The organism is Microbulbifer sp. CnH-101-G, from assembly GCF_052466775.1.
The window spans coordinates 2,495,230-2,521,029 of sequence record NZ_CP174292.1 but is presented as its reverse complement, the minus strand read 5'-3'; the positions used below and the strand labels follow the sequence as shown (position 1 = coordinate 2,521,029).

General features: G+C 46.7%; 20 protein-coding genes. 14 read left to right on the top strand and 6 right to left on the bottom strand.

Features of this window, described 5'->3' with window-relative positions; translation table 11 throughout:
* Positions 1–32: 32 nt before the first annotated feature.
* On the bottom strand, positions 33–1,253 hold the full coding sequence (locus ACJJID_RS11035; RefSeq protein WP_444919534.1) for an ROK family transcriptional regulator: 1,221 nt from the start codon (positions 1,251–1,253) through the stop codon (positions 33–35).
* A gap of 265 nt (positions 1,254–1,518) precedes the next feature.
* Between ACJJID_RS11035 and ACJJID_RS11030 the strand changes: the two genes are divergently transcribed.
* On the top strand, positions 1,519–3,105 hold the full coding sequence (locus ACJJID_RS11030; protein ID WP_444919533.1) for a sodium:solute symporter: 1,587 nt from the start codon (positions 1,519–1,521) through the stop codon (positions 3,103–3,105).
* 197 nt (positions 3,106–3,302) lie between these two features.
* Entirely contained in the window at positions 3,303–4,547 is a 1,245-nt protein-coding gene (locus ACJJID_RS11025; RefSeq protein ID WP_444919532.1) for an aerolysin family beta-barrel pore-forming toxin, read from the top strand.
* Positions 4,548–4,712: 165 nt separating this feature from the next.
* Here ACJJID_RS11025 and ACJJID_RS11020 read toward each other — a convergent pair whose 3' ends face one another.
* From ACJJID_RS11020 to ACJJID_RS11010, 3 genes are all read right to left on the bottom strand, one after another.
* Positions 4,713–5,042: a hypothetical protein gene (locus ACJJID_RS11020; protein WP_444919531.1), complete on the bottom strand. Its 330-nt coding sequence runs from the start codon at positions 5,040–5,042 to the stop codon at positions 4,713–4,715.
* A 190-nt stretch (positions 5,043–5,232) separates the two neighbouring features.
* Positions 5,233–5,526 carry a hypothetical protein gene (locus ACJJID_RS11015; protein WP_444919530.1) on the bottom strand — a complete coding sequence of 98 codons (294 nt, stop codon included), beginning with the start codon at positions 5,524–5,526 and terminating at the stop codon, positions 5,233–5,235.
* 17 nt (positions 5,527–5,543) lie between these two features.
* Entirely contained in the window at positions 5,544–7,145 is a 1,602-nt protein-coding gene (locus ACJJID_RS11010; RefSeq protein WP_444919529.1) for a VCBS domain-containing protein, read from the bottom strand.
* A 510-nt stretch (positions 7,146–7,655) separates the two neighbouring features.
* Between ACJJID_RS11010 and ACJJID_RS11005 the strand changes: the two genes are divergently transcribed.
* The 10 genes from ACJJID_RS11005 to ACJJID_RS10960 all read left to right on the top strand — a co-directional run bounded on the left by ACJJID_RS11005 (position 7,656) and on the right by ACJJID_RS10960 (position 21,539).
* Positions 7,656–8,834 carry a hypothetical protein gene (locus ACJJID_RS11005; RefSeq protein ID WP_444919528.1) on the top strand — a complete coding sequence of 393 codons (1,179 nt, stop codon included), beginning with the start codon at positions 7,656–7,658 and terminating at the stop codon, positions 8,832–8,834.
* 224 nt (positions 8,835–9,058) lie between these two features.
* A complete protein-coding gene (locus ACJJID_RS11000; RefSeq protein ID WP_444919527.1) occupies positions 9,059–9,865 on the top strand; it encodes a sensor histidine kinase in 807 nt (268 codons plus the stop codon).
* Complete coding sequence (locus ACJJID_RS10995; RefSeq protein ID WP_444919526.1) at positions 9,853–10,614, top strand: LytR/AlgR family response regulator transcription factor; 762 nt, start codon at positions 9,853–9,855, stop codon at positions 10,612–10,614. The genes ACJJID_RS11000 and ACJJID_RS10995 overlap by 13 nt, the downstream gene beginning before the upstream one ends.
* Positions 10,615–10,734: 120 nt before the next feature.
* The gene (locus tag ACJJID_RS10990; protein ID WP_444919525.1) at positions 10,735–11,796 is read left to right on the top strand and encodes an Ldh family oxidoreductase; all 1,062 of its coding nucleotides are present in this window, start codon (positions 10,735–10,737) and stop codon (positions 11,794–11,796) included.
* A 405-nt stretch (positions 11,797–12,201) separates the two neighbouring features.
* Complete coding sequence (locus ACJJID_RS10985; RefSeq protein WP_444919524.1) at positions 12,202–13,644, top strand: amidase; 1,443 nt, start codon at positions 12,202–12,204, stop codon at positions 13,642–13,644.
* A complete protein-coding gene (locus tag ACJJID_RS10980; RefSeq protein ID WP_444919523.1) occupies positions 13,641–14,840 on the top strand; it encodes a pyridoxal phosphate-dependent aminotransferase in 1,200 nt (399 codons plus the stop codon). The genes ACJJID_RS10985 and ACJJID_RS10980 overlap by 4 nt, the downstream gene beginning before the upstream one ends.
* A gap of 340 nt (positions 14,841–15,180) precedes the next feature.
* A complete protein-coding gene (locus ACJJID_RS10975) occupies positions 15,181–16,734 on the top strand; it encodes an alkaline phosphatase D family protein (protein WP_444919522.1) in 1,554 nt (517 codons plus the stop codon).
* 996 nt (positions 16,735–17,730) lie between these two features.
* A complete protein-coding gene (locus tag ACJJID_RS10970) occupies positions 17,731–19,608 on the top strand; it encodes an MFS transporter (RefSeq protein ID WP_444919521.1) in 1,878 nt (625 codons plus the stop codon).
* 80 nt (positions 19,609–19,688) lie between these two features.
* Entirely contained in the window at positions 19,689–19,841 is a 153-nt protein-coding gene (locus tag ACJJID_RS10965; RefSeq protein ID WP_444919520.1) for a hypothetical protein, read from the top strand.
* Positions 19,842–20,231: 390 nt separating this feature from the next.
* Entirely contained in the window at positions 20,232–21,539 is a 1,308-nt protein-coding gene (locus tag ACJJID_RS10960) for an NAD(P)/FAD-dependent oxidoreductase (protein WP_444919519.1), read from the top strand.
* 257 nt (positions 21,540–21,796) lie between these two features.
* On the opposite strand, the gene ACJJID_RS10955 is transcribed toward ACJJID_RS10960, so the two are convergent.
* Together ACJJID_RS10955 and ACJJID_RS10950 are read right to left on the bottom strand one after the other, a co-directional pair.
* On the bottom strand, positions 21,797–22,492 hold the full coding sequence (locus ACJJID_RS10955) for a cysteine hydrolase family protein (protein ID WP_444919518.1): 696 nt from the start codon (positions 22,490–22,492) through the stop codon (positions 21,797–21,799).
* Between the two features lie 359 nt (positions 22,493–22,851).
* The gene (locus tag ACJJID_RS10950; protein WP_444919517.1) at positions 22,852–23,280 is read right to left on the bottom strand and encodes a hypothetical protein; all 429 of its coding nucleotides are present in this window, start codon (positions 23,278–23,280) and stop codon (positions 22,852–22,854) included.
* Positions 23,281–23,505: 225 nt separating this feature from the next.
* Here ACJJID_RS10950 and ACJJID_RS10945 point away from each other — a divergent pair, with 225 nt between their 5' ends.
* Both ACJJID_RS10945 and ACJJID_RS10940 read left to right on the top strand, forming a co-directional pair.
* Complete coding sequence (locus ACJJID_RS10945) at positions 23,506–24,846, top strand: hypothetical protein (protein WP_444919516.1); 1,341 nt, start codon at positions 23,506–23,508, stop codon at positions 24,844–24,846.
* Positions 24,847–25,185: 339 nt separating this feature from the next.
* Positions 25,186–25,797, top strand: a complete 612-nt coding sequence (locus ACJJID_RS10940) for a hypothetical protein (RefSeq protein WP_444919515.1) — start codon at positions 25,186–25,188, stop codon at positions 25,795–25,797.
* Positions 25,798–25,800: the final 3 nt, after the last annotated feature.

Here is a 25,800-nt window from a genome sequence, read left to right as displayed (position 1 = left end):
ACTGACTGCAAAATTTCTGCCGTATTACCCGGCTAAACTGGGACTCTTTCAGGCACGCCACCCTTCAGTAACACCGTTTTGTCTGGTGCAAAATTGGAATAAAAGGGCAGGATGGCGCCACCAATCGCGATGGCATCAATGCCGATCCTACCGCTCATTATTTGAGGTTTGAAAACACCGGGTGGAGCAACTTGCTGCATTCGCCTGGAGATTGTTTCCACCAGTTCCTCTAGCAGGAAGCGCGGCAGATGCGCATCGATAATAACGGCCTCAAGGTCCAGCACACTGACTGCAGAGAGAATGGCGTAAACCAGTGCATCTGCGCAGTCATCCAACCATTCCTGTATCAGCGGGCGCGCTTCATCCATAACAGACAATAAATCGGAGGAGTCGTTGATATTGATTTTGTTAGTGCGCAGGTGTCGGCGCAGGCCAAATAGAGAGGCTCGATTGAGTAGGATCTCGAAAGCCCCTTCGGCTTTTGGGGTACTGCTGAGCTTGGAGGCGGGGACTGGCATAGTGGCCAGGTTGCCGGAGTTACCATGAACGCCAGCCTCCAAACTGCTATTGAGCACCAGGCCACCGCCGATAAAAGTGCCGACAAAAATATAGAGAAAATCGGAAACTTCAGCTCCATTGCCGAACTGCAGCTCGGCGACTGCTGCTGCCGAGCAGTCATTCTCGAAAAAGACAGGCAGATGAGTGACCTTGGAGACCTCTTCTGCGAAGTTTATTTCTCGCCATTTTTCCGCCAGGACTTCGCTCATCTCCAGCTCTTTGGTCCAGGCACCGATAAACCAGGGCATGGCGATGCCAATGCCAACAAGTTTGGATTGGTCTTTCCTGGCTAGTTCAGCACTTAAGCTTTTGATGCCCGCTTCGATGTTTTTGAGTAGAAAATCGGGTTCGGGGCAATCAAATTCCTGGCATATCTTCTTGAGAACATTGCCGCCGAAATCTGTTAAAAGTAATTCAACATTGCGCCGCCCAACTTTAATGCCTATGGAGTAGGCGCCGGTAGGATTGATGGTGTACATGATGGAGGGCTGACCTTTGCCGCCGAGCCTGCGCCCCTCCCGCATAACCATGCCGGTGCTTTCCAGCTCATCCACAATGCGTGTAACGGCCTGGGGGGTGAGGTTGGTGAGGCGGGCCAAGTCGGATTTCGAGGCGCTTCCTGATTTGCGCAAGGCCGTCAGTAGCACCCGTTCGTTGTAACGGCGCAAGCCACTAGAGTTACTTCCTTTGCCCATCCGAACTCCCCTTTAGTAAAAACGTCAACCCGCAAGTCGATCATTAGCGGTGTTGTGACAAATAGATCATTTCGGATTTTAGAACCTTTACTTATCGTTATCAATGAAAGTGAAACGATATGAAATAAGTCTAACTAGTTGATTTTTAAGTATTTTGTACGTTTTTCCAGGTTTTCTTTACTTAATTAAACCACTGTGATTTAATTTTTTGCAAGTTTCAGCAAATCATTCTAAAAATACGCTGCTTGCGGTGAACGAGGGAGTTATGTCGGTCGATTTTGGTCTCCACCCCATCGATGCGATCATTGTGGTCGTATATTTCGTTTTCACCATCGGTTTGGGGCTTTACCTCAGCCGCCGACACGATACCGCAGAGGATTATTTCCTCGCTGGACGTAAAATGGTTTGGCCCTTGATAGGCCTTTCCCTATTTGCTTCCAATATATCTAGCACCACCCTGATTGGTTTGGCAGGTGATGCCTACAGCACGGGCATTGCGGTCTTCAACTATGAATGGATGGCAGCGGTCATCCTGGTGTTTTTCGCTATTTTTTATCTTCCTACAATTCTTCGCTCCCGCATCTATACCATGCCTGAGATGTTGGAGCGGCGTTTTAATCGCACGGCCAGAACTTATTTTTCCGGTTTGACCATTTTTCTGAATATCGTGGTGGATACTGCCGGCAGTCTCTATGCCGGTGGGTTGGTAATGAAGTTGATTTTTCCTGAGATGCCGATGTCGGTGACGATCTCCATACTGGCAGTAATTGCCGGTATATATACGATTGCCGGCGGCTTGGCCGCAGTAATCTACACCGATACTATCCAGGCGCTGTTGCTGATTGTCGGTTCAATTTTAATCAGTATTTTCGCTTTGGATCGCGCCGGTGGCTGGGAGAATGTAGTTTCCCAGGTTTCCGCCCATCAACTGAGCCTGATACGCCCAATTGGGGATGCCAGTGTACCTTGGCTGGGGTTGGTCACTGGAGTGGCCCTACTGGGTTTCTACTTCTGGTGCACTAATCAATTTATGGTGCAGCGGGTGTTGAGTGCCAAGGATATTAATCATGGACGCTGGGGGGCGCTGTTTGCCGGTCTTCTTAAACTGCCAGTCCTTTTTATTATGGTCTTGCCCGGTACTATGGCTATTGTTTTGTTCCCAGAATTGGAGCGAGCTGACATGGTGTATCCCACCTTGTTATTTGAGCTGTTACCTGTGGGCATTCTTGGATTGGTTTTAGCTGGCTTTGTTGCAGCGCTTATGTCTCAGATTGACTCTACGCTGAACTCAGCATCCACTCTGGTAACCATGGATTTTGTGCGGGAGAGGTTCCCTTCTTTGAATCAACACCAACTGATGCGAGTGGGGCAGTTGGTTACCTTTATCTTTATGATCTTGGCTGTGCTGTGGGCACCGCAGATAGAAAATTTTGGTTCTTTATTTCAGTACCTGCAAAAAGTACTTTCTTATGCAGTTCCCCCAGTTTTGGCTCTCTTCTTGATTGGTTTCTTTTGGCCTGGTGCGACTTCCAAGGGCGCTATTACAACCTTGGCTCTGGGTACTTCTGGCGGTGCAGGTCTCTTTTTAGCGAATGAAGTGCTGGACTGGACCGATCTTCACTTTCTCTATATTGCGCCAATTCTCTTTGTTTTTTGTGCTTTGGTTTTAGTGGTTTCCAGCTTGATTTCACCGGAAAGGATCAGCGAAGAAGCAAAAGAATTTGTTTGGTCTCGCAAAGACTTTGATGCGGAGACTGAAACATTGCGCAAAGAGCCCCTATGGCGTAACTACCGCGTGCTTTCAGTGTTGCTTTTGATTGCTACAGCTTTGGTAGTAGGAAGCTTCTGGTGATTGTTGAGTTTTTCAGAGGCTACAAGCCGAGCCATTAAAAAATATGTATAGGTCATGACAGAATCTCACACAGGATGGAGTTCCATTAGGCAACCATAGGAGGTGAGCAAAGGGAAAATAACTTTTTTGATTGAGGTATTGAGGTATTGAGGTAACAAAGAATGATCGATTGATAATGCAAAAAAAGGGTGAATACCATGAAGCATATTCTTACGATGATGATCACGCTTGTACTTGCCGGCCCAGCTGCGGCAACAACCAACATATTGGACCTTTATTTTAATACCGCGGATAACGGCGGTACCTTAAGATACGATGATATATTTTCATATGGTAAGAGTAGTAATGGCAGTGATTTTGATATGTGCGATAGCTACTCCTCCAAGCGTGTACCGGGGGATAAAATAGCCGCTATTACTAGCTATAGTGGAGACGAACGTATTAAGGGTCTCAAGCTCGAATACCTATATGCCGATGATGATGAAGTAGGGAAAACTACTGGTTCAGGGTTCCGAAAACTTCTTGGTGATATGGAATATATCCAAGGTTGGCGCTTTTATAAGAAGCGTGATGGCAACATTTCCCGGGTCCGTGTTTACTTGAAAGATATGTCCAATAACGCTACCAGGGAAATAACCTTTGGCAGTAGTAATGGCTGGCATAAGTGGCAGGAGTATCAATTAAGCATTGATACCCGTTCGGTGGTGGGTTTTGCTGGTACCGCGGGTGACAGTAAAATTTGGAGCATTTATCCCTGCGTGGCCGACCGTTTTGATTTGATTGAGAGTGGAGTGGAAATACACTGGGATCAAATCGTGGAGACTCCTGAGAACACTAAAACGTTCTTTGGTGAAAGGCTGCTGGAAAACATTTCTGATGTGACTCAGAGTGATAGCACCGAGGTCTGGTATACCGATGGCAAGAGCGAAACTGATACCTGGACTAATACACTCGGCATCTCGGTGACTGCCGGCGTGAGCTTGACTGAGGGTTATAAGGTTGGAGTGCCGGGTACCGTTGAAAACAGTGGCTCGATCACGTTCAATTTTTCTGAAACTTTTTCAGCCTCAACTACGGTTGGAGAAACTTCGACGGTCAGTAACCAGAGGACAGTTAAAGAAGCTATGCCTGCAAATGTGCCTGCCTATAGCCTATTGGTGGCACGTATGATGGTGGAAAATAGCGAAGTTGAAATCCCTTATACCAGCACCGTAACCAACCCTCATAACGGTGATGAATTCAGGTTGACTGGTGTTATCAAAGGCTCCAGCTACTCTAAATCCCGTAAGCGCTGGGACGTTGTGGGTAATGCTTACCCCAGTCGATACGAAATTTTCGAAAGTTATTCCTGGGTTGGGGCATATTATGGGTTGGAAAATGTTACCATCATCGCTGATCCAGTGATTGAATCTGCGGCAATCGAAGAGGTTGTAATTCCTTGATAATTGCTAACGATTGATTGTTTAAGGTCCGCTTAACTTCTAAGCGGATCTGCTATAAAAAATTTGAATGGATTCAACTTCCCTCAACTTTTCTATGGTGTAGTGGATACTTCCTTGTATCCTCCGAACATGTCTAGCTCTTTCCCTTGTACCTTATGGCGTAGGTCAATCCTTGATCATAACGGAACTCAACCGTATCTTATCCTCATGGCACCCGTAATAACTAAAATTCACCGGCGTTTTGGACATATAGGCAGAGAGTAAGAAAGAGACTTTAGTGTCATAGATTTGTGAATCGTCGCTGACTAGTACAAAAGTACTAGTGTCGAGACATACCACCTCAGCACTGTCGTTTTTAAATCCTTTTAACTGAATATCTACGCCTTGGCTATGTACTTTGAGGTAATCAATGCGTGCTTGTTGCGTCCAAGCGGCACTTGCAAATGGTGATTGTGATAGAGCGATACCCAGAACGATTGATACAACTGTTTTCATCCGCTACTCCCTGGTATATGTATCGCCAACATGAGAGGGTTGGCAAATTCCTGAATGTAACCAGTGAAATAATAGCAAAAACGGGGCGGCTTATTGCATTGGGCTATCTGGAAGGTTTCTACGTCGCCAGGGCTCATTGGATGAAGTGGATGCCCTGGCGCAGGTTTTTAGGTGGCCGATTAATGCAGGTTTATTCTTCGCGAAGAATCCTCTGGGTTTCCTTTATTTGAATCCGACGGTTCTCTTGCTTTTCTCCATGTATTCTTACCCGCTCACCGGACTTCATGCCCTTCTTCTTTATTTCTTTCGCATCTACAAAATAATATTTTCCGGTAGTTTCATCTTTGATAGAAAATCTATGATCGATCTTTCCGGTCTTGAAGTTCTCAGAAATTTCCTCTTCTAATACCCCTGTTATAGTTTCTTCCCCGTAGGCATATGAGATAAGTGAAAAAGTGGTGATAAAGGCGAGAAAAAGTCGCATTGCATTATCCTCTCAATTTAATTGGAATAGCTCACTGTAATGGTGGCGGTATTTGTGTCGTCATTTCTGGATTTGAGCTGGATAGTTACTCCTGCAGAGGCATCGGTAAAGTTACTGCCCGGTTCGTCCAGCGTTGCCACTTGGTTAGCAGTACCATCCTTAAGGTAATGTACTGTGACAGCCTGCTCTTGTTGTGAGCGGGGGTTCAGGATGGGGTGTGAAATATGATATTCCACAAAATAGTAATCCTCCCCATTGCTGCTGCCATTCGCCTCCACTTTTACAAGTTGTGGCAAGGTATTTTCAAGCTCCCCAGCGGTAAGTTCGATAGCTTGTAGCTGTATTTCTGAAGTGTTACCAGGGTTTCTGGCAATGGATTTTGAATAATTGGGGAAGCTGTTGTACCACCCCATAAATTCCCTGTGGGCGCTGCCAAATAAACGGGATTGCCAGCTGTTACCCATAAATACGGCCGCCGAGCCATATTCACTTTCCCCTCGGTCGTTGGTGTCTCCATCATTGTTGGTGTCATTGCCTGCATGCCCTAAGCCAATATTATGGCCAAGCTCGTGCCCCATAATCAGTTGGTCACTGTCTGCTGTGACGATACTCCAACGTCCATTAACTGCTGCCACCCCGGTACCAACCAACCCGGCGTTGTATGCGGCGTTTGGAAATATAAACACACGGTGGCGCCATTCGTTAAGATCTACGGGGCGATTATTGGCATCCATATAGCTGCTTTCGATCCAGCGGGTTGCATTGTCTCGCCAGGTGTAACCGCCATCAGAGTATTGGCTGTCCTGTGAGCTTCTGGCGCGAGCCTGAGCATTTTCCACGCTCAAAACACCACCGTTTTGGCTATCTGGAATACTATATATAAAGCAATCAATAGAGCTTTCTTCGTTGTTTTCCTCTCCATAACAATATTGAGCGAGAGAGTTGTTATCGCTGAGATGGCGTTTGAATTTTAGCTGTCCCAACGAATTTTCTTTATAGGTGTTATCGAGGGAGTCGGTATCGTTGAATGTCATATCCGCAAGCTGGGATATACTGACATCGTCAGTAACTAACGCATCTGAAAAATTTACCAGTACAAAAACGATACTATTTTGTGTGGCTTCAATCGTCTGAATTGAAAAGGTAACGCTGAGTTGGTCGTCATTGCTCAGTGGAAAAGTAATGGTGTCTTCGACAGTAGCGCCGTTATTCAAGCTATTAGTATTGCTATTCAGCTGGTATTCCCAATTGCCACTGTCATAGAGTTTAAAGTCACCATACTCTCCAGAAAAATTGCCCGCCTGGAATGTGGGGCTTTTACTATCGGTATTTTCTAGCTTAAGCGAGCCTTGGGCATACTCACTACTGCCTACCACTAATGTACTTAGAGGAGTGGCAGGGTTAAATGTGTAGTCACCGGTATCGGTAGTATCGTCATCATTCCCTTCATTCCCTTCATTCCCCTCGTCGTCATCGGAGCTCGTTCCGGTATTAGATCCGCTGTTAGTTTCACCATTTGGCTGATTGTTGTCGGAATTGCCTCCTCCAGAGCCCCCACTGCAGGCTGCCAGAAATAGGGTTAAGGTGAGCGCATTAAAAATTTTAAGTAAACCAGGCATTCTTCCCCCGAATTATCGCTATTAGGTAATGGCCGGTGTTAAATGAGATAAAGGATGGACTCTTGCCAATTGGTACGGTTCCACCAATTGTGGTTTTTAAGGTATTTTTAGTTAATTTCGTCGCGGCAGGCTAAAAATCTTCACTGTTCCGAAGTTGTTTGGTGATTTAGCGATAGTGACGAGTGTTTGCTTTGTCCTTATGAGGCATTCGTGGGGGATTTACGCTTTTTTGCCTTGGGTGACAGGGGGCTTAATTCGGGCTATGTATGGACCGCCAGTCACTTTGTCTGCAGATCTCAGTTGGCTAAAGGGTACTTATTTGAAGGCATAGATCTTTAGAGGGTCGGATTCATTATTTTATTCCCCACAAGCATATTTAATCCCACACGAGTTATTGCTTGCCATCTATCCAATCCAGTTACTGTTTGTCTTATATAAATACCACTGATCAGTTGGGCTGGAGTCGACAAACAGCATTGCTAAATTGCCTCTATCAAACAGGAGGTGATGATGAGAAGGAATGCTTTTTGGCTGTTATTGATGTTGTTTTCGGCGAGTGAGCTCAAGGCTGCATCGCTTGCACAGCAGTGGGAGTTGGCCGTGGCTGTTAATGCCAAGAGCCGTTCGGAAAGTGCCATTTTCGATATCGAGTCAGGGTATGAGCGCCAGGCAAAATTACAAGGTGCCCTACAGTTAGCAGGTTGGGAGGGGCAGGTATCTGTGCTGCATGATGCGGATAATGGCGCTGGCGAGGAATCTGAGCTGATTGTGGAAGAGTTCTTCTGGCAGGGGGGCTGGTTTGACTGGGATTTGTTAGCGGGTAAGCGACGCCTGGATTATGGCGTGAGCTATGCCCATAGACCGTTGGATTTATTCCTGCCTATGGAACGCAATCCCGTATCTCTGCGCACGAATGAAGGGGTTGCTGTAGTGTCTGCCAGTCGCTTCACTGCCAGCGGAGAGCTAAGCCTGATGCTGGTTGATGCCAATGCAAGTCAGCTTATTGATGAGGCACTTCCGAAAGGAATAGCTGCACGTTGGTATCAGTTGGAGGGGGAGAGCGAGTGGCAATTACTTGGCTACCTAGATGATCAGCGCGGCCTGAATATCGGCGCTAGCTGGGTTGCGACCTATGGTGAGTCTTGGGAGTTACACAGCGAGGGCCGTTACCAGCAGCATTATCGTCAGTGGCTAAAGCCCGACGGACCGGAAGCTAGCGTTTCACCTCGTGAGGGAGAGCAGAGCGATGGCTGGCAGGCCCTATTGGGCATGACCTGGGCCCACAGGGCAGGACACACAGTGATTGCGGAATACTGGTTTGATAGTCGGGCGTGGCATACGCGTGACTGGAAAAAACTGTCAGAGAATGCCCGCTGGTACCGGGAGCAGGGAGTGCGCTGGGATGGCATTAGGTATGCCTCTGCGGCAGCCTTTTTGAGTGAGGGTCGCAATCGCCATAATGTGATGTTGCATTGGAGGTTGTCGAATCACAATTACAACCCGAAGCTAGATCTTTTATATTCTCCTGATGATGGTGGCTTGGTTGTGACAACCGGTATTCACCGCGAAATGAATAGTAATTGGACTCTCGGTGCATCAATAAGGTATTTTGGCGGCGCTAAACAATCGTACTTTGCGCAACTGCCAAGTGATACCCACGTTACTTTGACTGCGAATATGAATTTTTAAAAGGAATCATGGTGTCTTTACTCAGTGAATTCTTACGTATCCTGATTCTTTGCGTTGTTGTGGCCTTCATTACTAGGGAGGTATGGGGAGGGAGTTATTTTTTCCACTTTTGCATCTCTCTGGCCTATGGTTTTGTTGCATTTTCCACACGCAAGTTGATCCTGCATTTAAAACCAAACTGGCCACATGCACTCAAATATGCAATAACTATTTCAGCAACGGTAGTGTTGGGTACTGTTAATGTCTGGTGGTGGGTTTCCGGCTTTGGTGCCTTCCCGGCGTTTGATGGCCTGATCAATTCACTGATCATTGCCACCTTCTTAACAACTCTGCTTTACCAGTTTTACCTTAATCGTGAGCAATCCCATCAGTTAGAGGCAGAGCGCCGAGAGGCAGAATTACTACAGTCCCAGCAACAAAAAACTTTGGTACAAAGTCAGTTGAAAGTATTACAGAGTCAAATAGAACCCCATTTTCTATTTAATACACTGGCTAATTTGAAGATGTTAATCCGGCACGATCCGCAGAAAGCAGAATTACTGTTGGACAATTTTAGTGATCTCCTGCGCTTTAGCCTGAATAAATCGCGTTCTGATTATGTCTCCCTGAAAGATGAACTCCGTAGCCTGGAGAGCTATCTGGCTATTCAGCAAATCCGTTTGGGAGAACGCCTTCAATATAAGGTTGAACTGGCGGAAACTGTTAACCCCTCCACAGCAGTGCCACCACTGTTAATCCAGCCTCTGGTAGAAAATGCCATTTTTCATGGTATTGAACCCTCCTCCAGGGGAGGTTTGGTCTGCCTTAAGGTGGCGACAGAAGCTAACCAGTGGGTAATAGAGGTGGAGGACAATGGCGTTGGACTGCAGGCCGCTTCCAATACGTCTGAGCCGAATAAGCACAATGGTTTGGCTTTGAATAATATCAAGGAGCGTCTTGCCACCCTGTTCCAGGAAAAGGGCAAGCTGCAGATAAGTAGTAATAAGCAGGGCGGAGTTACCGCTCGATTGGAGTTTCCATGCGCGCAATAATTGCCGACGATGAACCCTTGTTGCGTCACCATCTGGACAAAATGCTGGCCGATGTTTTCCCTGAGCTCGAAGTGGTTGGCAAGGCTGCCGATGGCCAGGAGGCGTTATTGCTCTGCCAGCAAGAGCAACCCGATGTCATTTTTTTGGATATCCGTATGCCGGGCCTGGATGGTATTGCAGTCGCCACCGCGCTTAACAAGCTGGAAGCCAAGCCTGTTGTGGTGTTTATTACTGCCTATGATGAATACGCAGTTAATGCTTTTGAGCAGGAAGCCGTAGATTATTTGCTAAAGCCTATTGATGAGAAGCGCTTGCAGCTTGCATGTGATCGCATTAAAAATCGGCTGGATAGCAGGGCAGATGAACAGGCACAAGCGAGTCCAAACATTGCCGCTTTGCTGCAAAAACTCAATGCTGGCAAACCGGAATATTTACGTTGGATCAGGGCCAGCAGGGGAGAGGATGTACATTTAATCTCCTGTGATGAGATATCGGCATTTGTTGCTGAAGACAAGTACACCACTGTCCACTCTGATCAGGGGCAGCATATTATTCGTACGCCACTCAAAGAGCTGATGACGCAACTGGAGCCGGACCTTTTTTGGCAGATACACCGCTCAACGATTGTCTGTGTGAAACGAATCGACAAAATAAGCCGAGGTCTAACTGGTTCAGCCACAGTTATTATGGAGGATGGGCAAAAGTTTGCGGTTAGCCGCAGAGCTGCTGCCATGTTTAAATCTATGTGAAGCTATGTGCTGTAAACTGCAAATAGACGGAGATAGATCGCTCTATAGTAAGTCAATTTTTTTCAGTTTATAGCGCACGTCGGATGCCACTAAATTCACTGTGATTAATACGGAGTCACTATGTCTAGTTGCTACCCAGCCGCAGAACTACGGAAATTTGCTAGCGCCTTGTTTCAGCGGGTGGGGCTCTCCAAGGATCGTGCGGATGTAATGGCTAATGTTTTCCTGCAGGCAGATTTGCTTGGCTTTACCACCCATGGCCTGCAGCGGGTGGTGAGTAATCTAGCGTGGTTACAGAGTGGTGAATCCCGGCTCAGTGGCGATCCTCAGGTGTTGTCTGATCGTGGTAATTGCTTTAATTGGGATGCTCAATTTTTACCTGGCCCCTGGGTATTAACCAAGGCCATCGAGCAGGCTTTATCTCGAGTACCTGAACAGGGTGTGGTCACGGCAACCATTCGTCGCAGTCAGCATATTGCGTGTCTGGCTGCTTACTTGCCTCAAATTATTGAAGCAGGATATGTTGCGATTCTTACCTGCTCAACACCTGGCGAAAATACGGTTTCCCCACAGGGAGGGATCGATCCCCTGTTTTCGGCAAATCCTTTGGCTTTTGCTGCTCCTGCGGGTGAATATCCTTTGTTATTCGACATCAGTATGTCGGTCACGGCTGGCGCCTATGTATCCCGTGCTAAGCGAGAAAATACCAAAATGCCTACGCCATGCCTAAAGGATAAGCATGGAAATTTATCCGATGACCCTCTGGCTTTTGATGATGGCGGCAGTATTCTGCCGGTAGGTGGGGCTGATCACGGTTACAAGGGGGCGGCACTCAGTGCAATGTTAGAGGTCTTGTCGATGGCATTGGGAGGCTACGGTCGCGGTGATGAGTCGGCCACTCAAGACAAAGAAGCCAATTCGGTTTTTTTACAGGTGATTGATCCCCAAGCCTTTGGGACCCAGGCGGATTTTCTGCGCCAAACAATTGCCTTGAGTCATCTTTGGGAGCAAAACCGAAGCGATAGTGGCAAGCCTGTACGGGTGCCGGGCCAGCGTGCCTGGGCCACGAGAACGCGGCAGTTGCGCGATGGAGTCGAGTTATACCCTTCTATCATGCGGGATCTGCAGCCTTGGGCCGAAAAACTACAGGTCCCACTTCCTAGCGCGCTGGTAACAAGCTGATTTTTAGCCGTATGCGACTACGCCTGAAACTCCACGCCCTTAACCACTGCCTCAACTGCACTCTCAAGTATGCGCTACAGTTACGCCCCATTTTCTTGTGTGAGCTAATGGGGCGCTAATTTCTTCTCTCCAGATTTTAATCGTCAGTGTTGGGCTTGGCCTCACTGCATTTCCCTTACTCTAAAAGCTCATTGATACCCTGTTAATTCAATAGGCCTTTAAGCCCGACTTAATTGACTTGATCACCAGTCATTGCTCGCCTGTGATATTCCTTATCTGGAGCATTGTCGGTTTGGTTATATCTCATATTTGAAAATCGGGGCGGTTTAGTCCACATGAATATGGCGGGAGCTGTGTAGGCTGGTACTACGATAGGGGGCATAAACCAAAATAAAAGGAGGGAGTATGAATGATTTTGCCCATATGACGGCCTTAGAGCTGTTAAAAGGATATAAAGATAAGTCATTTTCTCCGGTGGAAGTGACAGAAGCGCTGTTGAGGCAGATAGACTCCTGTAACCCTGCTGTTAATGCCTACTGCCTTGTAGACAAAGAGACCACTCTGGCCTCAGCTCAAGCCTCAACTCAGCGCTACTATCGCGATGAAACTCAAGGTGTGCTGGATGGCGTACCGGTGGCGATTAAAGATGTTTTCCTTACCCCGATGTGGCCCACAATCAAGGGCTCTAAAACCATCGATCCTAAGTCCACCCTGGGTAAGGAAGCGCCAAGTGTTGCGGCTTTGAACCGCAATGGCTATGTCCCTCTGGGCAAGACCACGACACCGGAGTTCGGCTGGAAAGGGGTGACGGATAACCCGGTCGATGGTGTTACTCGTAATCCATGGGATACCGATAAAACTGCCGGTGGCTCTAGCGGCGGCAGTGCAGCGGCTGTTGTGCTCGGTATGGGACCTCTGGCCTTGGGTACCGATGCAGGTGGCTCTATTCGCATTCCCGCGGGCTTTTGTGGTCTTGTTGGGCTCAAGCCGAGTTTTGGCGAAGTACCACATTGGCCGGCGAGTCCTTTTGGAACCCTGGCGCATGCGGGCCCTATGGCCTGGACGGTATACGACTGCGCTCTGTTGATGAATGTATTGAGTGAAGCCGATCCGCGAGATAGCAATGCTATTCCCCGTCGCAACATTGATTATCTTAAGGCGATTTCCGGTGAGCCACGCGAACTGCTCAAGGGAATGAAAATTGCCTACAGCGCGACTTTGGGATATGTACAAAATGAGCGTGATGTAGAGCGGGCTGTTTACAATGCCGCGCAACTCCTGCAGTCACTTGGCGCTGAAGTGACTGAGGTTACACCGGGTTTTGAAGATCCTCTCGCAGCGTTCGGCCACCTGTTTTATGGCGGTGCAGCCAATGCCCTGCGCACTATCGGCAAGCGCCAGCGCACGTTAATGGATTCCCAGCTGGTTGCTGTTGCCGACAAGGCCTCGCAGCTCTCAATGTTGGATTACCTCGCCGCGGTGAATGAGCGAACAGCCCTGTGTGAGCATATGGCTCAGTTCCACAGTAAATACGATCTGCTGATGACGCCGACCCTGCCGATTACAGCCTTTAAAGCTGGCCGTGAGGTACCAGAGGGCTGGCCCAGTACCCGCTGGCCCTCGTGGACACCGTTTACCTACCCCTTCAATATGACAGGCCAACCGGCACTCTCTGTGCCCTGTGGTTTCTCCTCTAACGGTTTACCTATTGGTATGCAGCTTGTAGGCAGGCGTTTTGAGGATGCTACGGTGCTGCGGGCCGGGCAGGCTTACCAGCTTGCCGCTCCATTGACGGATAAACGCCCAAAGCTTTTTTATAACAATATTGCCGAGGGAGAAAAGGTGTGAGCCGGTTGGAATTTGATTTCTACGAATCGGAGGATCCGGTCTGGAACCCGGCGCTTTTAACGATTCCGGTACCCGGTATCCGCAAGATGGTTAATCTGGCGGCCACCATGGATGACGTGATTCATTTGTCCATCGGACAACCTGACTCACCGGCTCCACCTCATGTTATCCAGGCCACAGTTGATGCGGTGCAAGCAGGGCAAACCGGCTACACCATGGATGCGGGGCTGCCAGAGCTGTTAGAGGCGCTCGCCGAATATAATGGTGAACGCTATGGCCGTAAGATCACTCCAGAAAATATACTTGTCACTACCGGTGCAACAGAAGCCATCTATTTAGCACTTACGGCTATGTCGGCGCCGGGGCGCGAGTTTATTATGGCCGACCCTTCTTTTTTATTGTACGCCCCGTTAATTCGCATGAATGGTGGGGAGGTGCGTTATATTCCCACCCGTGCGGAAAATAATCATCAGCTAGACCCACAAGAGGTCATTGATGCAATAGACAATAATACCCATGCTATTGTCTTGAACTCGCCTAGTAATCCCACTGGAACAGTCTATCCACGTGAGACCGTGGAAACTATTGTGCAAGAGGCTGCGTATCGCGGTATTTTTGTGATTAGCGATGAGGTTTATGATCATCTAATTTACGATGACCGTGATTATGCCGGTGTGCTCTCTTGCTGCTCTGATCTCGATCATGTAATTATTATCAGCAGTTTTTCCAAAACTTTTAGTATGGCTGGTATGCGCGTTGGTTGGATGATTTCAAGTCAGGGAGTTATCCGTAAATTACGCCGATATCATATGTTCACCACTACCGTTGCAAATACCCCTTGTCAGTGGGCTGGTGTAGCAGCATTAAAAGGAGATCGTAGTTTTATTGCGGATATTACTGAAAATTATAAAAAAAGGAGAGATCGTCTGGTCCAGTTAATTGAGCAAACACCATACCTTGAAGGTTATACCCCTGAGGGAGCTTTCTATATGTTTCCATCGTTACCCGAGGGGATAAATGGTAATAATGTCGCCTTGCGTATGTTGAGGGAGACCGGAGTGTGCACCATTGCTGGAGATACCTTTGGTGAATCTTGCCGTAACGCCTTGCGTTTCAGCTACGCGACCTCAATTGAAAACATTGAATTAGCTTTTGAACGTATTATTCCATGGATGGAGAGGCAAAATTTTTCCTAGAGAGTCCCCCGGCTTATTTTCTCAAGATTGTTTCAGAATGGATAATCTGTGATTCCTCTTATTTAGAAGTTAATGTAAATCTAATTTTCATTTGGTCGATATGGGTGTGCATTTATTATGATTTGTATAAGGTCGCTATCCATTTTAGTTGTTTGTCCTCTGTAGAAGTCTCAATTCATTAGGTTTCTCTCTTTTTTCTCATCGTTTATTTCTATTTTTAGTTTCAAAAGGATCTCTCTTTTAATGGGGGGATCTGTTGTCGAATTTCATGCAGCTGTAACGATAATTTGTTTTACTGAGAAGGCAGTAATTAAACCTTTCAAATGAAAAGTATTTCGTTATGACAAAAATAAATCGACGCACATTGTTGAAGTGGGGCGGCCTGCTAACTGTTTCTGCCATGGCGCCAGCCGTTTGGTCTAGCAGCGGGGTGAAACAATATGAATATACTGGTGCTGCCAGCACTTCCAGCCACTTTTTGCACGGAGTGGCTTCTGGAGATCCTACCGTCAATTCAGCCATTATCTGGACAAGGGTCACCACCGAAGAGGCGATGCCACTGGTTTATTGGGAGGTAGCCCTAGATGACTCCTTTGAACAAATTGTATCAACAGGCTATACGCAAACCGATGAGTCAAAGGATTTCACAGTCAAGTTGGATGTGACCGAATTGAATTTTGGCCGTGACTATGTTTATCGATTTAAATACCGCGATCAGTCTTCACCGGTTGGTCGTTTGAGGCTGGTGCCCCAGAGCAATACCGATATCCCCTTTCTAAAATTTATAGTGACATCCTGCTCGCATTTTGAGCATGGTGAATTCGTTGGGTATCGGGATATGGTGGAAAGAGAGCAGAATATTGATGCGGTAATTCATCTTGGTGACTATTCCTATGCGTCCTCCAATTCTGGTGACTACCGCAAGTTTAGTCATTCCGACTTCAAGTTCGATCGGGAAAGTTTTAGGGCTCGCTACTCTGAGATAAGAAAGGATGCCTTCCTGCAGCAGGCACATCAGATGCATACCTGGATGGTGATTTGGGATGATGGCGATTTAAGAAACGGTGTATGGCGAGAAGGGCCGGCCATTAATGGTGCTGACTTCAATAAAGCGATGGATATCGCCATGGAAACTTTCTTTTTGTGGATGCCCATCCGCTATATTGCCCCCAAGCGTGTTTGGCGATCTATTCCCTATGGCAATCTGGCCGATATCTTCTTTATGGATATGTGCTTTTATGATCGCGATGAGCCGATCAATGATATGCCGGATAACCTGAGCAAGCGTCAGCCAGTATTTAAGCAGTACGATTTCCCCGGCCGCAGTATCATCGGCCAGGAGCAAGCGTCCTGGTTTGAGCAGGCACTTCGGACATCCACTGCCCGCTGGCGGATTGTCTGCTCCGGCGCTCCGGTGTTTGAGTGGTGGGATAACTACTCTCCCAGTGCCTGGCGGGCTTACCCCCAGTCTCATAAGTGGCTACTAGAGCTGTTCTCAGAGCTAGATAACAATATTGTTGTTTTGTCCGGTGGCCTGCATAAAGCGATGGCAGCCGGTCTGGCCTTGGACCCCTTTGCCAGTGATTACAGTGCTGGTCGCGATAACGTAGCTGTTGAAATTACTGCACCCTCCCTGACTCGGGGCGATGGCGGTGCTCTCTGGTACGAGATTGCTGATAATCGCAGTACCGAGAAAGCCCTCAAGAAGAACCCCCATATGAAGTTCCGCAAGGGTAATCGCGCTGGCTATCTAATTACCAAATTTGATACTGATCAGTTTGTCGGCCGTTGGAGGCTCTACGAGGATGTAAGAAAGGTGAACGGTCCCAAGGCGGATACCTATGGGGACATTGTGAGTGAGTATGGAAAATCTAAAATTAAAATCATGGATTGATCGTTAGGTTAAGATTAGACAAAAGGAAAATCATTTCTCTATTCTGACAGTTGATGAACTCTGTAAAGAATAAAAAATAGAAGAGGGAGGCGTATAGTGTTTCCGCCTCTCTCTAATGCAAAAAAAACTCTTATATCGATTAGGTATCGCTTGGTACTCTCCCAAATAAGCTCCATTTGGAACTTGGTTATCTAGTTTAGAATACCCTCATTTATTGTAATAAAGAATTTCTTACATAATCAATCTGAATGGATTGTGCGTTGAATATACATTGTCAGCCTAGTGTGGGACGCATTGCTAGACTTTCCTTTGTGTATAAATATGATTGGCGTCAATAACTATTACGGTTGGTAAAGGTTTGTCAGATTGATTTCTTTAAAGATATTTAGTCGCAGTATTGATGTGTAGGTGTTGTGAAAGAGTGCTGTCTTATTTATTTTCGGAGCTTAAAGTTAGCTTGTGAGAAACGTATTGATTTTGGCTGTGAATTTTTTGCTTTTACAAAGTTAGGGCAGAATAGAGCAGTATTGCAATCCGCCTCCAGGTTAGACTGCTCAATACTCTGGAAGCGCTATTCTCTACGTTACTGAATGGCGCGATTATTGTCAAAAATCGCGTGAATTAATCAAGAAACATAATATACCATTTATGAAAATGATATTGAGAAATCCCAGGAGGGCAGATCTCAGTATGATCGCCTAGATGGAAGAAGTGTTACTGTCTTGCTTATTAATGGAGAGGCGGTTCGTGGATATAATGCTAGTAAGATATTCAATGCTTCTTCGAGAATTCAAAACCCCAGTTTATTGAAATTAGTTTTTAAGATGATTGTCGAGACAACGCTTCGGATAGTTTACTGAATTCGCTATATTCAGGTGCAGACTCGGATTTCAGTCGAAAGATTCATAGTTACCTTAGGCGTTATTGGATCTTCAGGCAGTAATCTATAGCGCCGCAGTTAGCATGCGGAGCACAGCCCCACAAGAGCGATAAAAAATGGCTCAAAACCAGTTTAAGCTGCTCGGTACACGACGTTTCCTACCGCTGTTTATCACTCAGGTTCTAGCAGTTTTCAGTCGGAATATGTACAAAAATGGGCTAATAGTGCTGCTGGCATTCCGTATGGCTGAAGAGGAATCTAATACGCTGATCAATATTGCCACTGGTCTGATTATTCTGCCTTATTTTCTCTTTTCCTCCTTGGCAGGCCAAATCTCCGATAAGTTCGACAAAAGCAAGCTCATCACAATCTACAAACTGGCCGAAATTGGTATAGGTATCGTGGGTATTATTGCGATGTTTACCCAGCATTATGCCTTGAGTCTGGTGGTCTTTTTCTGCTATGGCACTTCCTCCACACTTTTTAGTGCGGCAAAATTTTCCCTGATACCCCAGCAATTAAATAGAAGTGAGCTACTTGCTGGCAATGCGTTGATCCAAATGGGAGCCTTTATTGGTACCCTGACTGGAACAATTGTAGGCACTATATTGGTCGGATTCACTCATCCCGGTCAGCACGGATTAACATTTATCGCGGTCATATTGATATTAACGGCCGTCATTGGTTTTCTGGCAAGTTGCGCAATTCCCAAGGCCCCGCCTTCATCTCCAAAACTGCGTATTAATTGGAATCCCGTGGCACATGCCATGCGAGTCATGTACTTGGCATGGCAAACACCTCCTGTGTTTTACTCCATTTTCGCCATTTCCTGGTTCTGGCTGACAACCACGGCATTTCTTGCGCAGATTCCCAACTTTACCCGCGACACCCTTGGGGGAAACGAAGATATTATCACTTTGCTGTTGTGCAGCCTCACCGTGGGCACAGCCTTGGGATCACTGCTGTGTAACTGGCTATCCCGAGGGCGTATCGAATCGGGATTGGTGCCACTGGGTGCTATTGGTATCACTTGCGCGGGATTGGCGCTCGGTTTCCAATCCAGTAGCTTTCAAACACTTTCCAACGCAAACCTAACCCAATTTTTTAACCATCATGGTTCCTATTTGATCCTTCTTTATATGACGCTCTTTGGGATTTTTGGCGGTATTTTTACTGTTCCCTTGTACGCAATGATCCAGGACCGCTCAAGTGCAGAGATTCGCGCGCAGATTATTGCGATCAGCAATATGCTCAACGCGCTGTTTATGGTGACAGCCGCTTTCGTGAGCATTACTTTCCTGGATATCCTAAAGATCTCTATCCCTAAATATTTTGTCATTATCGCTTTACTAAACCTGATTGTGGTCACTCTGATTTTTGCCAAGTTGCCAGAGTTCATCATGCGCGGGCTGCTATTGCTGCCTGCACGAATCCTCTATCGGGCCAGCCAAAAAGGATTGGATCAAATTCCCAGAGAGGGGCCCGCTCTCATTATCAGTAACCACATCAGCTTTCTTGATCCGGTGATATTGGCGGATACCGTCGAGCGTTATGTGCGCTTTATCGCACACCCTAAAATCTATAAATCCCGTCTGCTGCGCTGTATTTTGCATATGAGCGATGCTATCCCTATAGGTTTGGATCTCGATGATCCAAATAGCCGTGAGCGCACTTACAAAGCTATAGAGGAGAGCTTGGACAACGGGGAATTACTCTGTATTTTCCCCGAGGGGAAAATCAGTGAAGACGGTGAGCTGCAGCCATTTCTGAAAGACATTGAGGAGATTTTACGGCGCAAATCTGTTCCGGTTATCCCTATTGCCTTACATAGTGCCGATGCCCAGGACGAAAACTCAGCGCAGCAGTCTAAAAGGAAAAGTAAACGCCGCTTATTTCCCGAAGTTCTGGTAATCGCAGGACAACCGGTAGAGAGTATCAATACCGATTCGGAAAGCCTGCAAAAAAAAATTCGAGATCTCAAGAAAAAAGAATAGGAATAAACGATAGAAAGGAGATTGCGCACAGCGCCCACGCCTTCACTGATGTCACCAGCTTTGGCCTGCTCGGTCACGTAATGGAAATACTGAAATCCGACGGACCTGATGCCACACTGATCGCCGAGCCACTGTCGATGATTCCCTGTGCCCGCCAATGCATCGAGCTCGGCTGTCTATTCAACATGCAGCCGCAAAACGCCTACGTATATGTGGAAAATCTGCCGGAATGACAATACCTGGCACATAGGGATTCCTCAGACCTGTGGCGGTCTGCTCGCCGAAGTGCTTGCAGAGACAAAACGGAGCCCTGCGCGCGCAACTACTGCAGAGTGGTTCCAGCCAGGCCTCTATCATCGATGTGATCAGCAGAAACGAGAATCTACAACTAAAGGTATAAAGGTAAGCCTGCGAGAGATGGCCACTGGAGGCAGTTACTTACCCGCGATAGCGTAGTCGAATACAACCAAGTCGTTAACCCCGTACTAGCCTACATTACTTAATAGCCGTTAATTCGGAGAGTTTTGGCTTCAAAATAGATGTTGGCAAGCACCTATATACAGCGAGAGTTACACAGATTAGTGAGTCAACTTTTTAAGTAATAAACGGGACGACCAGCCTCCATGAAAAAGATTGTGATCATCGGTGGCGGAGCCAGTGGCCTTCATTTGGCAACTCGGCTTGGACGTTATTTCAACTCTACCCGGATGCTTGGGCTTAAGCATGAGGCGCCATCCGCTCAGATCACCTTAGTCGATAAGAATCGCACCCATATCTGGAAACCCCTAATCTACCAGGTGGCCGTTGGCACATTAGACACCAGTATGGATGCTCTTAACTACCAAGTTCACGCCAGCTCTAATGGCTATGAATTCCAGCTCGGCTCACTGCAATCCCTCGACAGGAAGCGCCAGATTTTGACCCTAGGGGCAGTGCTGAATGACAAAGGCTGCGAACTAATACCTCCGCGCGAGCTGGAGTACGATTATTTAGTGCTCTGTGTTGGCAGCATGAGCGATGACTCCAATATAAAAGGGGTGCGCGAGCACTGTATTCCTCTCGACAGCATTGAGCAGGCACACAACTTTCACAAGCACTTGCTTGATCACCTTCTATGCCTAGAAGCCCATCCCGATAAAACATTACAAATAGCCATTATCGGTGGTGGCTGTACCGGAGTGGAGCTTGCTGCGGAGCTGGTGATGGCTAGTCGACAGGTTGGCCAATATGGGCGTATCTGTACCGGTGCCATTGACATTACCTTAGTCGAGGCCGAGCCTCAGCTGCTACCGGGTCTACCGACAAGATTGGGCAACAGCGCCGAGCGCGAACTATGTAAGATGGGGGTTCGTGTACTTACCAACAGCCATATTACCAGTGTCAATACCAACGGCCTCACTACAGATGATGGCAGAGAGATCCCCGCAGCAATTCGAGCCTGGGTCACCAGGGTTAAGGCACCGGAGTTCCTCACTCAGTTGGATGGTCTCGTCACCAACCAACTCAACCAGATAGAGGTGAAAACCACCCTGCAAAGCAAAAATGATCCCCATGTCTTTGCTATGGGGGATTGTGCCAGCTGTATCGACGGTAACAAGCAGCGTGTACCATTGCGCGCACTAGCTGCGCAACAGATGGCCAAGCTTTGTTCCACCAACCTGATCGCCCTGATAGAGAACAAATCCCTGGGGCACTTCTATTACCGGGATCGTGGTTCGCTGGTTTCCCTTAGTACAAACACTGCTGTAGGGAACTTAAGGACCGCTTTTGTAAGAAGAAACCTTACCCTTGAGGGACGTATCGCCAGTTTGGCCTACCACTCCCTCTATCAAATGCACTTGGCGACAATCCACGGCTGGCCCAAGGCCATACTGCTCTATTTACTTAGTCAGGCCAACCGTGCAGTGAACCCCCGCCTTAAATTGCACTGATAAGGATAAAGTGGAAACTATCGCGACAATCAAAGATTTACTGGCCTTTGTCATTGGGCACCCTTGTCGCGTAGTTTATCGCTTAAGTGAGTGTCCGGCGTTGGTGGTTGGATCAAACCTTATTTTCTCAGGATCTATCCATGGAGTGGACCTGTTTTGCTGACTAAAACTGTGCGAAGTGTTTAGGAGGTGGCAAGCTATTCAAAATAGATCAGACAGAAAGTTATATTCAGGATAAGCCAACTCCAATATATCGTTTAAGGCGAGTCGTGTGATGCCCCCACAAAATACAATACCTTGTGGTCAGTGATATAACCATAACCATCTTTAAATATTGAAAGCGCATACTTAGCAAGCTCACAATTGGCACTCCAAACAGAATCTTTCAAAATATAGGTCTTGAAGAGAAATGAAGCACTTTGCGCAGTAGCCAGGACACAAATATGTGTTTCCACACCAACAATAAAAACTGTATCAACCCCTAAACCTAGTAATTTCTCCTCCAGGGAGGTATCAACAAAGCCGTTATAAACATGCTTTTCAACTATAACTACCTCCTCTTCTGCCAACTGCCAAATAGGCTCTATTATTTCCGCCCCCCAAGTGTCTGACTTGCAAGGGTAGTAACACCTTCCTCTATTTTCCTCGCCACGAAGAAATGAATTACGATATTTATGATCTGGCTTAATAATTGTCTGCAACAGAAGAACAGGAATCCCTCTCTCTTTGGCAATCCTCATACATAAAGAAATATTGTTAACTACCTTTTTTAGATCATCACCTTTGCGGATGATCCGCGGACTCCAATCTCTAGATGGCGACGGATTTTTAAGCTCCATATTACTGGAACCATGCTGCCTGCGATCGTAATACCCCCCCGCGCAACAAAAATCATTTTGCATGTCGACAACAACCAGAGCCGCGTTGATATTTGTTGGCAGTTCATTTGCCACATTGTCTCCTCCATCATCAGCCCTATTCAAATCTTTTTCCTCACATTCAGTTCTGTGTCTGTTGAATACAGCAGTGCATGACCGTCTTTGTCGCCACTATTAGACTTTAGCATCGCAACGTAAATAATTCTTTTTCAAAAAGTTGGCATTGGCTGCCTTTGCGTAAACCTTAGTGGTATCATTCAAAGCCCCAACATGCTCTAAACGATTCAAGTCAACCTTTCCATCGTGATTTGGGTCCGTTCTGTGCCGCTGTAAACGCCTTCCTATAACCATCGCATCTTGCCAATGAGTTGTAACCCCGTTGGAATGATGGTTGGAACAAATTTCACCTTGGCGTAGTAGGTATCTGCAGCAAGTTATTTAATACCGAGATCAAGTGGCGTTGATACAAGTTTGACGGTATGGTGAGCATATAGCTCAATTCGAGATCGGCCTTCTTCGTCTATTGTCTGTTGGGCATCCATGGCATAGGCAGTATTCGACTTCAGGTCAGTGATGCTGATTATAGAGATTGCAAGGCCACGTTGTGAGGCTCCGCCACTACCATTGTAATACCAGCCCAGATCCTCCGTCTTTTTCCCTGACTTATTGATATAACAGGCATCTATAGCAGCTATGTATTTATTATCGCTTGGGAACGTCTGCATGAACACTTCTGCATTGAACTTAACGAAGTCAAAATTGCGATGAGACCATAGACGATTACGCCTCTCACTGGCAAACTCTATGTTCATAAAAGTCGTCTTCCCCTGAGAAACCACCAGTACAATAAACAGCGTGAGCATGAACTTTTTTTTCGGTTTTTGATATTGGGTGTTCGAGCAAAAATTGCTTTTGTTACGTTTTCCATGGGCAGGTACTGCGTTAATTAGATCTGAGAACCTTATTTTCTGCTTCTCAGTCCATGGTTTCTGCCCATTCCATCTCTTAAACCTGTCCGAAGTGTTGTTATTTAGTTATCATTCGAAAATTCAGGGCAATAGCTGCTGTAATTAAGGTTGATCATGATAATGAACGCGTTGTTTTTTGTAAGGATGTTGTCTCTTAAAAAATCCTTTGTAGTTGCTGTGGCTATACTGTGGTTTTTTTTAGGGTTTAGTTCTATAGCTGGTGCAAATAATATAAGTGCCAAGCTGGAAAAGAAGGAAAATGATAACTGGTTTGTAACCTTTGTGTCAGAAAAGCCAATAAAGCGGCTTGCTTTTAAAAGCTCCCCCGATAACTCAAGAAGTAAACGCTGGATTCCTACTGCTACAGGGTATCAGTTTGAGTTTAATGACGGAAGAGAAAGTGTATTGCGTGAAGATGGTGGTGAGTTTACAGAAGTTACCTTTCACCTAACCCCAACTTATACTGTTCTCCCCAAAGAATACGCTCCTTTCTCGCCGTTTTCTGATGGAGGTTATCTTTTGCATGCAGGGAGGTTTTTTGCTTGTGCAGAATCCTGTCAACCCAGTCTAAATCATTGGCATTTAACAATAGCTACGCCCGAGTCTGACAATATTATCTTGCATGGCAAGATCTATCAGAAAAGTATTCAGTGGGAGGCCTTAGATGAGGGCAGTAAGATCTATATTGGTCATAGAAAGCCGATACAGAGTGACCACTTTGTTAGTGTGATTGATGAGCTTCTACCAGAGAAGCTCCAATATCAAATGAGCATACAGTTGCCTAAGCTGATGGTTTTCTTCGCGGATAAAATGGGGGCACTTGGCTATAGACCTGCGTTGTTTGCTTCTTATAGCTCGACAGATGATGGTCGAGTTGGCCATCAAGGTGGAACTTTGCCCGGTCAGATATTTATGCATTGGTATGGTCAGGAGTCTGTTATTGAGGCCATTGATGTCGATGAACTATTCTGGCTCTTTTCCCATGAAGTTGCCCACCTCTATCAGAGAGAGGGTGCCGATGTTATAGATACTGCTGATTCCTGGGTACATGAAGGGGCGGCCGACTATTTTGCTGGTCTAGCGTTCGGGAGTATCATTTCTAAGGGTTTTTTGTTGCAGAAGATAAAGCAAGCAGAGCAAGGTTGCCTTGCCAGCCTGGAGGATAATCCGGTTTACCTGGATGCATCACGTAAGAATCCACGTGTACACTATGACTGTGGTTTGCTGATTATAAATGCGATAGATAAACAGTTAAAAGAGCAGGGCTCTATTTCTATTTATGAATTGTGGAGTCTTTATTCTTCAAAAATTTCATCAGGAGCGCTGGCTGGGGCGGATCAGTTTGTGCTTGCGGCCAAGCCATATCTGTCATCAGAAATGATCAAGAACTTGGAAAAACTAAAAACCTCTGAATTCTCTGCTTTAAAATTTATTAGCAAATTGACAGGGGATAATACCTAGAATACTGATTCCTAATTTTACTACTTAATCCGAGATGGGTAAGTGTTAGCTTACCCTCTAAATGGTTTTAACTCGTACTAATACTTGTAGCTGTTTGAATGGGTTGTATATTGACTATGAGACAATATTTACAGATCGGTTCTACTGTACTACTTTCTGGGGCTATCCCCTCGTCGCTACCGTTTGTCTCTCGTTTTTGAACGCTTATCTACCACTTCTGACCCCACTCAGCCACAACAGCTCCCGTTCATCCCTCTCCTGATCCCTTTATCGCACCATCAAGATCCCCTCCATAACCAGCGCTAATCTGCTCTCAACCTAAACGCAAGGAGAGAAATCATGAAGAAGATTATCGCAGCGGTACTGATTCATCTGGGTATGACAACTTCCACTTTTGCCGCAGTGGATGCGCAGCTGGAAGGACTATACAACAAGGCGGCGCAGCAGGGTGGGGATGCCATTGAAGCTTCTTATGAGGCTTTTAAAGTGGCCCAGCAGCAAGATCCCGCAGATCCGGCTGCTTTGTTTTACCTGGGGGCCAGCGAGACGCTGATGGCCAAGGAGAGCTGGCTGCCGTGGAAGAAGGTGAGCTATGCGGAAAATGGTATTGCCCGTATGGACAAAGCCTTGCTGATGATTGAGGAGCTAGAGAATCCCGGCCGCTCGGCTAGGGGAATGCCCCGGGATTTACTTTTTAAAGGGATTGCGGCAACCACTTTTACCAAGGTACCTGCCTTCTTTAATGCTTTCGATCGGGGTTTTGAGCTCTATGGTGAGTTGATGGGAGATCCGCGACTGTCGCATATGCCGGTACAGGCAGTGAGCTGGATTTACTGTGGCGCTCTGGAGGCTGCAGATTTGGTGGAGAAGTCTGAGCTGAAAAGTGAGTGGCTGACAGTGGCCACCACAAGAGGGGCGCTGGCTCTTTGTAAGCCGGATACTGAGCAGTAGTTG